This window comes from Brumimicrobium glaciale (assembly GCF_004152935.1).
Classification (GTDB): domain Bacteria; phylum Bacteroidota; class Bacteroidia; order Flavobacteriales_D; family Crocinitomicaceae; genus Brumimicrobium; species Brumimicrobium glaciale.
The window spans coordinates 402,212-416,322 of sequence record NZ_SETE01000003.1; the positions used below are offsets into that span (position 1 = coordinate 402,212).

Genomic DNA, 14,111 nt, shown 5'->3' on the forward strand with positions numbered 1-14,111 from the left:
CTACGTTTATCATAAAATGCATTCATACAATATCTAAATTATCACTACTTTTGCACTATGGGTACAATAAGACAAAACAAAATTGAGAAAGTCATTCAGGAGGAAGTTTCTAAAGTTTTCCAACAGAATGCGCGCGAATTGTGCATGGGAGCAATGGTTACAGCAACTGTGGTTCGTGTAACTCCGGATTTGAGCTTGGCTCGTGTATATTTAAGTATTTTTGCTGGTCCACCAAAGGAGGAAGTATTGCAAAACATACAGATTAACAAAGGAAAAATTCGTGGTGACGTTGGAAGAAGATTAAAAGATATGCGTCATATTCCTGATTTAGAATTCTTCATTGATGATTCATTGGATTACGCTGAAAAAATCGATGAATTGTTAAAGAAATAAGTCTATGAATGTTGCTCGATTCATAGCACGAAGGTACTTTAAAGCTAAAAAATCTCGAAATGTAATTAACCTCATCACTATGATTAGTGTTGTGGGAATTGCTATTTCTACTGCTGCTTTGGTGATTTTACTTTCTGCATTTAATGGAATTGAGCAAATGGTTATAAAATTGTACAGCGATTTTGATCCATCGATCAGTATTCGTTCTGCAAAAGCAAAAACCTTTAATCAAGGCTTTATAGATTTAGAGAAAATTAAAGCGGTTGAAGGGGTTCAAAATACATCGCGTGCCATTGAGGAAGTCATCATTTTAAAACATGAAGACAAATGGGTTCATGCTGAAATGGTTGGTGTAGACACCAGTTTTTTAACCATGTCTAAGATGAAAGACCACCTTGTGGATGGTATTCCAACTTTGTATATCAACAATAAACCGCAAGCCATTTTTGGAGCATATTTGTTAGATAAATTGGGCGGTTACATTCCGATGTCTGATCATATTCAAGAACAAATCACGTTTAATGTTCCTTTACGAGAAGCAAAACTACGCCCAGGAAAAAACCCTTTGAATGTGCGTGTTGTTAGTGTTTCCTCTCGCATGAATTTCAACAGAGAAGTCAACGCTGAAAAAGCAGTTATTCCTTATGAATTGGCCAATGAACTGCTAGAATACGGAGAAGATATTACGGCAATGTATGTTGATGTGAATGACGATTACAATCTAAATTCGGTCAAAAAAGAGATCCAAAATGTTGTAGGAGATGATTTTGAAGTAAAAACTAACTTTGAAAAGAATGAGTTGATTTTCAAAACAAGTCAATCCGAACGCCTAATAGTTTACTTCATTTTGGTGTTTATTTTTATTCTGGCTTCTTTCAATCTCATTGCTTCTATTGCGATGCTTTTTGTTGAGAAAAAGTCAGACATTACCACACTTTATGGATTAGGAGCAACAAAAAGCACCATTTTCAACATCTTCTTCTTTGAAGGATTAATGATTGTGGGAAGAGGAATTGTTTTCGGATTAATAATCGGTTATTTTGTGACCTTCTCACAAATCTATCTCGGCTTAGTAGCAATGCCAAGCGCACCTGGAGAAAGTTTCCCGATGGTGACCACTTGGTCTGATGCATTTATGATTATTTCATCAGTGACTGTTTTAGGACTGATCGTTTCTTATTTCCCAACGAAGGTTTTGATTCGTAGACACGAATGATTTAATGTTTAATGGTTAATTATTAATGTTTAACGAGGGTTGTTTTTAATTGTTAATTTTTAGCGAAGGTTCGTATTGAATTTCTACTGTTTAGAAATTGAGGTTGTTACTCAATTGTGGAGTTTTAATCTAATTGATTTCACCTTCGCGTACGCGTTGAATAATGGTCTCCTCCAACTGAAGGATGACACGACTATGATGGGTTTGGGTTGAAAAACGTGGATTAAAAAATCCTCTCCCTCAGTCCCTCTCCAAAGAGGGAAGTGCTTCGAATCAAGCTTTTGCCATATAAGAAGAGACTCCTCAATCTTATAGTTGTAAGCAATTAGCGGCTTAACTCAGCAATCCAATGAGAAACAATATCAATGATTTTATCAGTAGCCCAAAATTATCAATTGTCAATTAACTGAACGAATCCAGATTTATCAACATCTTCGCCAGTAATAGTTTTGGCTTTTATGACATAGAAAAATGTTCCGTTGGTAATTTTATTGCCTTTTTTATCTGTTCCATCCCATTTGAAATCAGGAGTATCGAATTCACGAACTAAATTTCCCCAGCGATTTACGATCACACATTCTAGTTGTTGAATTCCTTCGAAAGAGATCAGTTTAAAGTAATCGTTAATACCATCAGAATTTGGTGTAAAAACGTTGGGTACTTCAACATCACAATTGGGATTCACTGAGATAAAAACAGAATCTAAATCTGATTTACATCCTCCAACATTTGCTTGTACATAAAAGTAGCTAGATTCTGAAGGTGACAACATCTGACTCGCCCCAATCAAATTATTTGGAAACCATGTGAATTCAGAATTGGGAATCGATGAAACAGCCACTAAGTTTGCTTCATCACCTAAGCATAAGTTAACACTGTCTGGTAAAGAAACAAGTGGCTTTTCGCCTAAAACGAGTTGAATGGAATCTATTTCCGTTCCACAAACTGGATGTGTTCCTTCAAGATATACCCAGCCAATATCAGCAATGGTAGTACTTAAAACTGGAGTTGTTTCGTTTCTTGGTAACCATAAAAAATCAGTTTCAGTTAGATTAGAGATGGCTTGTAAACTGTTTTGGTCGCCTTCACAAAAAACGGTATTTCCTTCAATTTCAACTTCTAATTCCTCCAGTACAGTCATTTCAAATTCAGCTGTTGCTACACATCCTTGTGGACTAGTTGCTGTTACTTCATAAATTGTTGTTGTACTTGGCGCAACTGTAATTGTAGCTAGTGTTAAATTATTATTCGTCCATAAAAAATCTGTTTGTGGAATTGAAGAAATAACTTTAATTAATCCTGCTGTACCCTCACATATAACCGAATCACCTTCAAATGTAAGAACCGGTAAAGGATTAACATTTACGACAACCGTTCCTGTGTTCGATATACAACCGTTTGCATCTTCTCCCACTACAGTATAAGACGTTGTTGCGTTTGGAGAAACATTAATTGTAGCTCCTGCTCCACCTGGCGTCCAAGTATAAGTCATATTTGAAGACACAGAACTTGCTGTAATATCAACATTATCTCCCTCACAAATGGTTTGTGCTGAATTCACTTGAATTACAGGGTTTGGTGGAATTGTAACAGTAACTTGATCAGTATAAGTACAAACTGGTCGAAAAGAGATATCATCAATTGAAAAGTCATTTCCACCTCCAGAACTATTCAAATTAGTAATACAAATATCAATTGATGTATTGGCTCCGGAATTCCATACTTCAAAAAATTGATTCCATGTACATGCATTCGTTGCCGTTGAAAATGGTGTTCCTAATGTGGTTCCGTTTATAGAAAATTGAAGTTGTGCAACATTTGGATCATTTAAAGCATTGGCTGCCCAAGTACTAAACTGATAGTTCGTATTGGGGGAGACATTTACAGTCTGACACCAAACATTTGTTCCTGGAATATCAGCACCGTTAACAACCATCATATTTCCAGTTCCGGTAGTATGGTCTGGACAAGAGCTAAAGTTATTGTGAGCATTGCTTGGAGAAGTAGTTATGGCATAAGTACCAGGATTTGAAAGCAATCCATAAGTACCGCCTGGAACACCAAGTGTATAACCAGTTGTAAAACCAGTATTTCCTGCTGAAAAATCTCCATTTACTACTATTTCTGGTCCCAAATCAGTCGCAAAACAGCTATACGTTCCTGATGTAGAAACTGTAATAGAAGATTGAGAAGATCCTGTACTCCAAGCATAACTATCTAGTCCTTGATTGGCTTGAAGTGTATACGTTTGACCACAAAGTAATGTTGAATCATTTCCGATAGAGAAGTTAATGTTACAAGGACTTTGGGCTTGCAGTGTAAAAACACAAAACAATAGGGCGACTAAAAGGAATATTGATTTCATAATTTTTAAAATATCTGGTTATTAAAATTAATTTAATAGTTATTGTTAGACGAGATGAAAGGCTAAATAGTTGTTTTGCTTTTCACATTAATATGCCAAATTCTAACTAATAAAGAACAGTTTAAACTATTGAAAGTAAAGGCATCTCGATAAACATAATCAGCTTTAGTTTCATAATCTAAGGTATAAAAAAAGTGATGGATGAAATGCATCCACCACTTTTAAAAAATTTATTGAACAATCAGTTTTACAACTTCAGTTTTATTTGCATCTGTAATATGAGCAAAGAATACACCTTTACTCCAATTGTTTACATCTATTTTCACAGTTGAATTAATTTCTCCTAAATCAGAAACAACTTTTCCGTTTACATCAAATATTACAACATTTGCTTTAGCAGTATTCCCTAATTCGATAGTGATAAAATCGCTACTTGGATTAGGATAAATTCTCAAAGCTTCTTCGCTGTTTTCATCTGTTAGACCAACAGTTGTCGTAATATTCACTGAATTTGTAATGGTTGTATCTCCACAATCGTTTGAAACAACAACTGTAGCTGTATACACTCCTTTATCATCGTAAATATGACTTATGTTTCCTGATGTATTTGAATCGGTATTTCCATCTCCAAAGTCCCAAGCATAAGCATACCCATTTTGAGCATTTTGAACATTGAATAACGTAACTCCAGATGGGTGATAAACTACTTCTAACATTCCCACATTTGGAACGTCATTTACAGTAACAATTGTTGAACCCAAACCTGTACATCCTAACGTATCGGTAACTTGAACAACATAAGCACCTGACTGATTAACAGCATAAGTTTGCGTTACAACACTTGTTCCATTCCATACATAAGTTGAAGTTACATTTCCAGCATCTAAAACTACAGAATCACCTTCACAAATTGTATAATCACCTCCTAAGTCTACAATTGGATTAGTGTTATTTAAAACAATAGTCTGAACCATTTTCTGACAGTTACTTGTAGAATCCTTTCTCATCCACAAATAGTAAGTTCCAGGAGCTAAACTATCAAATTCTTTACCCGCTTGCCATTTTGTTGGTTGATTTGTTGAAGATGTTGTAATACCAAACTCATATTGTCCAGCAGAGATTTTTAAGTTTTTAAGCGCATGTCTATTTGCATCACCACCCGTTTGAGCACTAAAACAATGTTTCCAATTGCTAACATCTTCAGTTATATAAGCAGCAGGCAATGCAACATTATCAAAAATAAGAACACCATTCACCATCAAAGAAAGTGCGCCATTTTCAATACTAATATCAACAGGAACATCAGCTTGATTTTTCCAACTACTCAGGTCAGCATTATAAGCTAATGTAGTCAGATCTCCAGGAGCAGGAGCATTAGTATTTTGTTTTCCATAAACTAAATAAACACCTGCTGAATTCGAGCCGTTATCCGCAGAGTCAAAGCTCAATCTTAATTTAGAACCACGTCCATTATTTATGTTACTGTTCGAAACATTAATGTCATCTGCAAAAGAATAAGCAATACCATCTGCTCCACCTGTTCCGTATGTGTTAATTGGTAAATCAACAGTCAGGTCAAAAGAGATTTGCATTGAATTATCACTTCCTAAAACTTGATTCGTTGGTGAAATAACCAAAGATCCATTATTTCCAGTTGCAGAAGGTGTAATTACAGCCATTCCATTTGTCAAACTTGTGTTTCCTACAACAACAAGGTCAGCTGTATTAGAAGGATCAGAAAAATCATTTTCGAAAATTATTGAACCAGTACTTTGACCGAAATCATTATTTGCTTGAATTGATCCACCTAAATTTACACAGTTGTAATCTACTACATTTACTTCTGTACCGAAACCAACAGTTATAGTTTTAACCGTAGATTCATTTTCAACAGAAGAACACTCAGTTGATCTGATTTTATATTTGATTTTATAAACTGAATCTACTGGAGCATTAATTGCATAAGTATTAGTAGTACCCCAAGCAGCTAATGTAACGTTGTTTTCATCCAAGAAAGTATATTCCCAAGCAGCTGTACCTGCTAAACTTGGTAGATTTATAACTTCAAAATTAATAATCGCTGGAGCACTGCATAAACCACTCGCATTGTAAGTGAAATCTGTAATTACTTTATCAATAGGACTTACTATTACTGTTTCAACGGCTGTACATCCGTTTATTGAAGTTCCTGTCACTTCATACGTTGTAACATCAGTAGGAGAAGCAGTAACAATTGCAGTATTAGAATTTGATAATCCAGCACTTGGTGACCAAGAATATGTATTTGCACCACTAGCCATTATAGCAGCAGGATTACCTCCACAGAATGCGATATCTTGAAAATTCACGGTTAAAGGTGGCGCAGAACTAACTGTTATTGTCTCCACTCCTGTTAGGATTTCAGTATTATTAGCTAAACATGTTGCTTTTACTCTAATATCAGTCGTTTGAGCCAAACTAGACTCGTAATATGTTGAATCTGAATTTGCGAAATCAACCCAATTACCATTGTCTAGTTTTTGCCATTGATATACTAATCCATTCACATAAAACAATTCATCAAAAGTTCCATTAAACAACTCATTATCACAAAGCGAAGATTGTGCTAATGTCATGTTATAAGGTCCTGTAAAAGCTTGACTTTGACAGTCAACATAATTGATGTGTTGAAATTTAATTTTTGGTACACTTTGATATAAATTTTGTGCCACCGGTGGAGTTTGTAAACTTGGAATGTTAAAATCATTATAGGTTCTCATAGAACGATTTCCTGTAACAGGGTATGTACCCCATTGAATTTGGCTGCCGGTATAACCAGGAGACTGATCACGGACTCCTACTACAATATTAGAAACACCATCCCATAAAAAAGTAGAATCTAATTCTATTTCCATCCATCCATTTGCACCATTTGCAGTAACCGTTCCGTTATAAAGCGTTTCTAGATTAGCAAAAGCTTCCCAATCATTTCCATCTTGAAAAGCTGTTTTACTCGTTTGTCCAATTAAAATTGTCCAATTATCAGTGCTAACAACGTTTCCCGACACATTTAAAAAACTTAATTTACTTATTTCAGTGGGAACACCTTGAACTGCGGGTAAAAATTCTGAGGCTAAGTAAATACTTTGACTATAACTATAGCCATAATATGAATATACTGGAATATTGGCGTTCTGACCTGTTCCTTGATCCAGAGAGGTTTCATAAACTTGTGATTGAGCACTATTAAAAAAGAGCGCTGAAATAAAAATGATGAGTGAATAATGTTTAAGTTTCATATTGCGTGTTTAATAATTAATATTAAACCAAAAATAACTACAGCGCTTTTATATATCGAAAATTTAGCGAGACAAAAACAAGACAACTAGGAATTAAAAATCAACTATACCTTTCAGTTCTTAAAGATTGAGTTGGATTAAACGGTTTTTATAAATTGAATTAATTCCTTTTGAGACTCTATCGAGAGTTTTTTTCTAAGTCTTAAATTAGATTTCCGCACTGAATCTTGAGATATTCCTAAAATTCTAGACATTTCAAGACTTGAAAGATTCAACTTGATTAGCATAGCCAATCTTGTCTCAGAATTTGTTAAATCATCCTGTTTTTGTATCAAAGAATCATAAAAACTAGGATGTATTTTATCGAATAAATGCTTAAACTCCAATAAATCATTCTCTGTCAGTAATGTAAAAGTGTTGATTTTCTCATATATAACTTCTTTCTCTTTTTGCAAAGTGAGATTTTCATCCGATACTTCTCTTTTATTAATCTCCTGATTTAAGGTGTCAATAATATCGTTTTTCACAACTAAGTTTTCTAAAATCTTATTCAACTCTTCCTCGTTCTTTTTAAGCTCTGTTCGTATTTTTTCTTTTTCTAATTCTAAAATTTTATGCTCATAAATTTTCCTTTTTCGCATCAAATAAATGATGTAAATACAAGCTAAAATGATCACAGATAATATAATTGCAATTCCATAATAGAGTTGACCTGTTCGTTTCTCTTTTTCAATTAATAATTCAGACTCATTTCTGTTTTTCTGAAATTTTATTTGAAAAATCATGTTTTGAAGATTCAATTGATCGTATTCCCTTCCTGATGAATCTTTATATAAAACACTTTGTTGATAAGATTCATAAGCCAATTTATACTCTTTAAGATGTTCCCAGTAAATTGTTTTTATATAATGATAGCGCATTACCGAATAATAGTCAGTCACTTGAGGAATCAAAGAATCAAGGGTTTTCATATAAGTTTCAACCAAATCAAAACGCCCTCCATTTAACTCTATTTCTATAAGTAGCGCAAGGGCATTTAAGGCGCTTTCTGTTTGCTCGTTTTTCAGACTTAATTCTTTATCTAAAATCAAACATTTTCTTGCACTGATTAAATCTCCATTGAGATAGTAGATGAACCCCAAGTTCCCATTGATTATACCAATCCATTCATTGTTATCTATCTTCGTTGCTAGCTTTAAACCTTTATTGAAATAATAAATCGAAGAGTCAATATCACCTAATTTTTTGTGAATTAATCCCAACGTATTAATCATACTAATTTTCAAAGTACTCTCTTCTTTCTGTTGTTTTAAAGCTTTTAAAAGTAATATCCTTGATTCCTCATATCTTCTAAAATCATAGAAATAAGTTCCTTTCATTTCATAAAACTCAGCTGCAAAAGAAATTTCTGAAATATCGTTCTCTTTTAAAATATTACTCACAACATCTAAATACTCATAAGCTTGATAAGGTTCATTGTCCTTAGTGAGTTTCTTGGCTATTTCAAAACAAATTTCTGCATAAACGATGGTGTTTGAACCTTTAAATAATGCTGCTTTTTTAGTAATGAAACTTACGTATGCGTTATTACTTTCAAAGACATCTTTGTTTCCTACTTTTATGAAGTCTAAAAGTTCTTTCTCTTTATGAATACTTGGTTGTTCAGTCTTTTCTAAAGCTGATAAATTGGTGATTTCTTCACTTTCTTGCGTAATTGCATGTGAATTGGATACCAAATAAAAGATATAGAACAATATCAATAATAATCTTTTTTGCCTCAAAACCTCATCTCTTTTTTCATGTAAAATTGATAGTCAATTACGAATTCCCAACTTTTTAATTAAACAATTGAATTAAAGCTTTATCAATAAATTCAAAATGCAGATTCGTAACTTCTGAAAGTTATCTAAAATATTGAAACTAAAAAGTAAGTCCTTGTAAAAAATCACCGAATTCGTAATTGACAATTATAAATGATCAATTGGTTTCTATCTTATCAAAACAACAGTCCCCGTCTTTATAACTACATTTTCATTTTTTAATTCATTGAAAGTTATCTTCCAAGAATACATACCTGCTTTTACTATTTGACTCCCATAAGTTCCATCCCAACCTACACTGTAATCATTTGATTCAAATATTTTTTCTCCCCAACGATTATATACTTCAAACTTATACTGCTGCGGATCTACTCCGACAGTCATTATTGGAAGAAAAACATTGTTATTGTCATCACCATTTGGCGTAAAAGCATTGGGCACATAAAAAATTGTTTGGTCTTTTACTGGAACAATTCTCGTTGTTGAGTCAATACAGCCTTTATCCGAAGTAACGATTAACTTAACCTCATAGTTGCTTTCTTTACCAAACGGGAAAGTGAAAATTGGATGAGCTTCTGTGCTTTGACCTAATCCATCAAAATTCCATTGATTTTGAGCGTTCAACTCTGATTGATTTTCAAAATTAACTACAGGGTTATCAGAAAATATACTTTTTGGTTTAAAATCAAAAGCCGCAACAGGATCTGGGTTAATACAGATAAGCTTGTTTTCTGTCAAACTTGAGGTACAAAAATTGTCTGTTACAATTCTTAAACCGATGTTATAACATTTCACTTCTTCAAAAGTATAACTCATGGTGTTGTTCACTCCCACTTGGTTTCCATCAACAAACCAAGTATAATCTGTGCTTCCATTCACAACTGTTAAATCCGTAAAATCAACAGTTAATGGACTACAACCTTCATATAAATTAGCAGAGAATTGAATATCTGCTATTTCACTTAACTCTATACTTACAAATGCTGTATCTGCTTCACACGGAAAATCATTGCTGACCACAAATTGGAAATTATAGCTATTTTTCGATAAATTATCTAACTGTAAAATTCCAGATGAAGGATTAAATATTGAATTTGGCAACCCATCCAAAGAGGACCAAACACCAGCATTATTGACGGTTAAAAAGTTATTTAAGTTTGTTGTTCCATCACTACAAAAACGTTCAGAAATATCATTTCCTGCGCTTTTAAAAACCTTAATGTCCAGTTCAAAAACAGCAGTATCTGATGGACAAAATGTACTGGTTAAGACATAGTCATAATTATTAACCCCTAACAATTGGCTAATATCTAATTGTCCGCCATTTATCAATATCCCAAGTTCAGTATACCATGCTCCTGATGTAGAAATTGAAGGATCTAATAAACTAAATAGATCAACATTTAGATCCGTATCACAAAAAGAAAACGAGTCATCCATTCCAGCGTCTGGAGGCGTGTGAAAAGTGACAATAAAATCTTGTTGTTCATCACAATAACCGTCATCAGAAACAGTCACTGTAAAAGTTCCAGAAGTATCTACTTGAATTGTTTGGGTGGTTTCATTTGTAATCCACTCATAATCAAAACCAGGGTTTTCTGCATTCAAGGTTAAAATTTCTCCTTCACAGTCATTTAAAATAGTTGGTAGAGAAAATACTGGACTCGAATTATAAGTAACATCAATGGTATCATTAAAAACACAAATCGGAGAAAATGAAATATCATCAAGTGAAAAGTCATTTCCACCACCAGTACTATTCAAATTGGTAATACAAATTTCAGCCGTTGTTGCTGTTCCAGAATTCCAAATTTCAAAAAACTGATTCCATGTACATGCAGTCGGAGAGGCAGCAAAAGGTATTCCTATATTCACCCCATTTATGGTAAATTGAAGTTGCGCAACATTTAGATCATTCAAAGCATTGGCTACCCAAGTACTAAATTCATAATCAGTATTTGGAGAGACATTTACTGTTTGACACCAAACACTCGTTCCGGGAATATTTGCTCCATTCACAATCATCATACTTCCAACTCCTGTTGTATGGTCTCCACAAAAGCTAAAATTATTGTGCACATTGCTGGGTGAGGTATTGATGGCATAAGTTCCAGGATTTGACAAAATTCCCCAAGAACCACCTGTACCCACAATATAATCTGTTAGAAAGCTTGTGTTTCCCTGTGAAAAATCACCATTTATCACCAAGTTAGTAGATAAATATTTTACTTCAACGAAATAAATCCCAGTTGCTGAAACTGTCCTTGTAGCTGAATTTGATCCATTATCCCAAGTAATTGAAGGATTATTTGTTAAACCCGATAAATCAAATTGTAAGGTATTGTTTGGACAAAGTATGGTGTCGTTTCCAAGGTCTGGACCAGTAAATTGAGTGCATTGGGTTTGTGCATGAACTATAAAAATAGCGAACATACCCAATTGTATAAATATATTTTTGAAATGAGCTTTCATAAAATAATTTGAAAATAGAAATTTAACATCAAGTTAAAGGCGAAAATTAAGCGTTAAAGCACATAATCATTCAAATATAAAAAGATTATTTCTGGAATTTTATTAGTCGTGGGACAAAAACAAGACAACTCTCAAAAAACAAGCATTTATTACCAGTTCATTAGGATGTATACAAAGAATACACTTGTTTTTGAAAAGTAATAATCAATTTTTATCATACCTTTTCAATTATATAGTTTTCCAAAAAAGAAATCTCAACCAAGACAGCAATATTCAATCAATAACTATTAAATTTGCGCTTTCTAAAATGATACATTATGTTGGAAATTACAAGGATTAGAGCAGAGAAAGATATCCTAATTGAAGGATTGAAAAAACGAGGCGTAGATTTTAGCCCACAATTAAACGAAATAACATCACTTGATGAGTCATGGCGTGCTAAAAAATCTGAATTAGAATCAGTTCAATCCGACAGTAATAAAATCTCAAAAGAGATTGGAAAACTAATGGGAGCAGGAAAAACAGAGGAAGCGAATGCTGCCAAAGAACAAACTGCTAAACTTAAAAAACAAGAGCAAACGCTCAAGGATGAAGTAAGTCAATTAGAGGATAAAATTCAGGTATTACTTTACGAAGTTCCTAACGTTCCATTGGCAATAGTTCCTTCAGGCAAATCTGAAAATGATAACATAACAGTTGAAGAAGTAGGACAAAAAGTTCAGTTTTCTGGAACACCATTACCGCATTGGGAATTGGCTAAAAAATATGACATCATCGACTTTGAGTTGGGTGTTAAAGTTACAGGAGCAGGATTTCCATTCTATAAAGGAAAAGGAGCGAAAATTCAACGTGCTTTAATTAACTTCTTTTTAGCTGAAGCAGATAAAGCAGGTTATACTGAATATATTCCGCCATTAATGGTGAACGAAGCAAGTGGAATTGGCACTGGACAATTGCCAGACAAAGAAGGTCAAATGTATCATGATGCAAAGGACAATTTGTATTTGATTCCTACCTCTGAAGTTCCTTTAACGAATATTTACCGAGATGTCATTCTTCCAGATGAAAATTTCTCAATCAAAATGACAGGATACACGCCAAACTTTAGAAGGGAAGCTGGATCTTATGGAAGTGATGTGCGTGGATTAAATCGTTTACATCAATTTGATAAAGTTGAATTGGTGCGTATTGAGCATCCAGACCGTTCTGAAAAAGCATTGGAAGAAATGGTAAACCACGTAAAAGGTTTACTTGAAAAACTAGGTTTACAATACCGTGTTTTACGTCTTTGTGGTGGTGATTTAGGATTTACATCTGCTATCACTTATGATTTTGAAGTATTTTCAGCAGCACAAGAAAAATGGTTAGAAGTGAGTTCTGTTTCATTATTCGAAACTTTCCAAGCCAACCGTTTAAAATTGCGTTTCAGAAATGAAAGTAAGAAAACACAATTGTGTCACACTTTAAATGGAAGTGCTTTGGCATTACCAAGAATTTTGGCTGCGTTGCTTGAGAATTATCAAACGCCAGAAGGAATTGAAATTCCAGAAGTATTAGAGAAGTATGTGAATTTTAAGATGATAAATTAATCAGCTCCACAGGAGCGACACATTAATAGCCAAGAATGTAAATCCTTGGTATAAAAAATAGTGATAAAATAATCCCAAAAAAAAACCGACGTAATTGCATGCAATTACGTCGGTTTTTTTTTGGGATTATAGATTTGTGTGGTTCTATCGGATGGACTCACGTCCATTCCTATTAATATGTCGTCACTCTGTGACTGTAAACTATAATAAAGAGTTTAGCATAATTTAAATACTGTATTATACATCCAGAACAACTCTCGGGAGTATAAGACAGTATTTAAGATTATTCATTAATTTCGTCCCTCAATATTTTATGTGACAAATGTAACGGTGAAAACGCTCATCTGTTTGTAAATTTGCACTGTAATTGAAACTTAAAACAAAAACAATGAGCAATAATAGAAAGGTTATAGACGTACGTTCAGAAATGGAATTCATGGGTGGAAATGTTGCAGGAAGCATAAATATTCCTTTGCAAGAGGTTCCTGATCGTTTAGATGAATTTAAGGCGATGGATAACCCTATTCTTTGTTGTGCATCAGGAAATAGAAGTGGACAAGCAGTTCAGTTTTTAAAAGCAAATGGCATCGAATGTGAAAACGGCGGTGGCTGGATGGAAGTAAATTATCAAATGGCACAACAATAATAGTTATGGGATTTTTAAGTAGATTGTTTGGAGGAGGACCTAAAGTTGATTTAGCTGAATTGAAGAAAAATGGAGCGCTCATCCTTGATGTGCGTAACCCAGGAGAATTCAAAAGCGGCCATATCAAAGGTTCTAAAAACATTCCTTTACAAGAGTTAAATAGCAAAATGAAAGGTTTAAAAAAGGACCAAGTAATCATCACCTGTTGTATGTCAGGAATGCGTAGTGGAAGTGCTAAAAACATTTTAAAAAATGCGGGTTTTGAAGTTTACAATGGCGGCGGATGGTCAAGCCTAAAGAATAAGATATAATAGTAGTGAATTATAATTAGT

Annotated in this window: 9 protein-coding genes; 5 read left to right on the plus strand and 4 right to left on the minus strand. The window is 33.8% G+C overall.

Annotated features, from left to right (window positions below; genetic code table 11):
* Positions 1-57: 57 nt before the first annotated feature.
* Both rbfA and ERX46_RS08930 read left to right on the plus strand, forming a co-directional pair.
* A complete protein-coding gene (rbfA, locus tag ERX46_RS08925) occupies positions 58-393 on the plus strand; it encodes a 30S ribosome-binding factor RbfA (protein ID WP_130093515.1) in 336 nt (111 codons plus the stop codon).
* A 79-nt stretch (positions 394-472) separates the two neighbouring features.
* Positions 473-1,609 (plus strand): ABC transporter permease, encoded by a 1,137-nt coding sequence (locus ERX46_RS08930; protein ID WP_165366197.1) that lies wholly within the window; start codon positions 473-475, stop codon positions 1,607-1,609.
* Between the two features lie 391 nt (positions 1,610-2,000).
* Here ERX46_RS08930 and ERX46_RS08935 read toward each other — a convergent pair whose 3' ends face one another.
* From ERX46_RS08935 to ERX46_RS08950, 4 genes are all read right to left on the minus strand, one after another.
* Positions 2,001-3,974, minus strand: a complete 1,974-nt coding sequence (locus ERX46_RS08935) for a gliding motility-associated C-terminal domain-containing protein (RefSeq protein WP_130093517.1) — start codon at positions 3,972-3,974, stop codon at positions 2,001-2,003.
* Between the two features lie 230 nt (positions 3,975-4,204).
* Positions 4,205-7,252 (minus strand): T9SS type A sorting domain-containing protein, encoded by a 3,048-nt coding sequence (locus ERX46_RS08940; protein WP_130093518.1) that lies wholly within the window; start codon positions 7,250-7,252, stop codon positions 4,205-4,207.
* A 137-nt stretch (positions 7,253-7,389) separates the two neighbouring features.
* A complete protein-coding gene (locus ERX46_RS08945) occupies positions 7,390-9,012 on the minus strand; it encodes a hypothetical protein (RefSeq protein WP_130093519.1) in 1,623 nt (540 codons plus the stop codon).
* Positions 9,013-9,240: 228 nt separating this feature from the next.
* The gene (locus ERX46_RS08950; protein ID WP_130093520.1) at positions 9,241-11,544 is read right to left on the minus strand and encodes a T9SS type B sorting domain-containing protein; all 2,304 of its coding nucleotides are present in this window, start codon (positions 11,542-11,544) and stop codon (positions 9,241-9,243) included.
* Between the two features lie 317 nt (positions 11,545-11,861).
* Here ERX46_RS08950 and serS point away from each other — a divergent pair, with 317 nt between their 5' ends.
* The 3 genes from serS (at position 11,862) to ERX46_RS08965 (ending at position 14,090) form a co-directional block, all read left to right on the plus strand.
* The gene (gene serS, locus ERX46_RS08955) at positions 11,862-13,133 is read left to right on the plus strand and encodes a serine--tRNA ligase (RefSeq protein ID WP_130093521.1); all 1,272 of its coding nucleotides are present in this window, start codon (positions 11,862-11,864) and stop codon (positions 13,131-13,133) included.
* A 388-nt stretch (positions 13,134-13,521) separates the two neighbouring features.
* On the plus strand, positions 13,522-13,779 hold the full coding sequence (locus ERX46_RS08960; RefSeq protein WP_130093522.1) for a rhodanese-like domain-containing protein: 258 nt from the start codon (positions 13,522-13,524) through the stop codon (positions 13,777-13,779).
* A 5-nt stretch (positions 13,780-13,784) separates the two neighbouring features.
* Positions 13,785-14,090, plus strand: coding sequence for a rhodanese-like domain-containing protein (locus ERX46_RS08965; RefSeq protein ID WP_130093523.1), 306 nt, complete (start codon positions 13,785-13,787; stop codon positions 14,088-14,090).
* Positions 14,091-14,111: the final 21 nt, after the last annotated feature.

Bases quoted from the DNA above. Each gene is read 5' to 3' on its own strand.
- rbfA (WP_130093515.1), top strand. From the start codon at position 58: ATGGGTACAATAAGACAAAACAAAATTGAGAAAGTCATTCAGGAGGAA.
- serS (WP_130093521.1), top strand. From the start codon at position 11,862: ATGTTGGAAATTACAAGGATTAGAGCAGAGAAAGATATCCTAATTGAA.
- ERX46_RS08960 (WP_130093522.1), top strand. From the start codon at position 13,522: ATGAGCAATAATAGAAAGGTTATAGACGTACGTTCAGAAATGGAATTC.
- ERX46_RS08950 (WP_130093520.1), bottom strand. From the start codon at position 11,544: ATGAAAGCTCATTTCAAAAATATATTTATACAATTGGGTATGTTCGCT.
- ERX46_RS08935 (WP_130093517.1), bottom strand. From the start codon at position 3,974: ATGAAATCAATATTCCTTTTAGTCGCCCTATTGTTTTGTGTTTTTACA.
- ERX46_RS08930 (WP_165366197.1), top strand. From the start codon at position 473: ATGATTAGTGTTGTGGGAATTGCTATTTCTACTGCTGCTTTGGTGATT.
- ERX46_RS08940 (WP_130093518.1), bottom strand. From the start codon at position 7,252: ATGAAACTTAAACATTATTCACTCATCATTTTTATTTCAGCGCTCTTT.
- ERX46_RS08965 (WP_130093523.1), top strand. From the start codon at position 13,785: ATGGGATTTTTAAGTAGATTGTTTGGAGGAGGACCTAAAGTTGATTTA.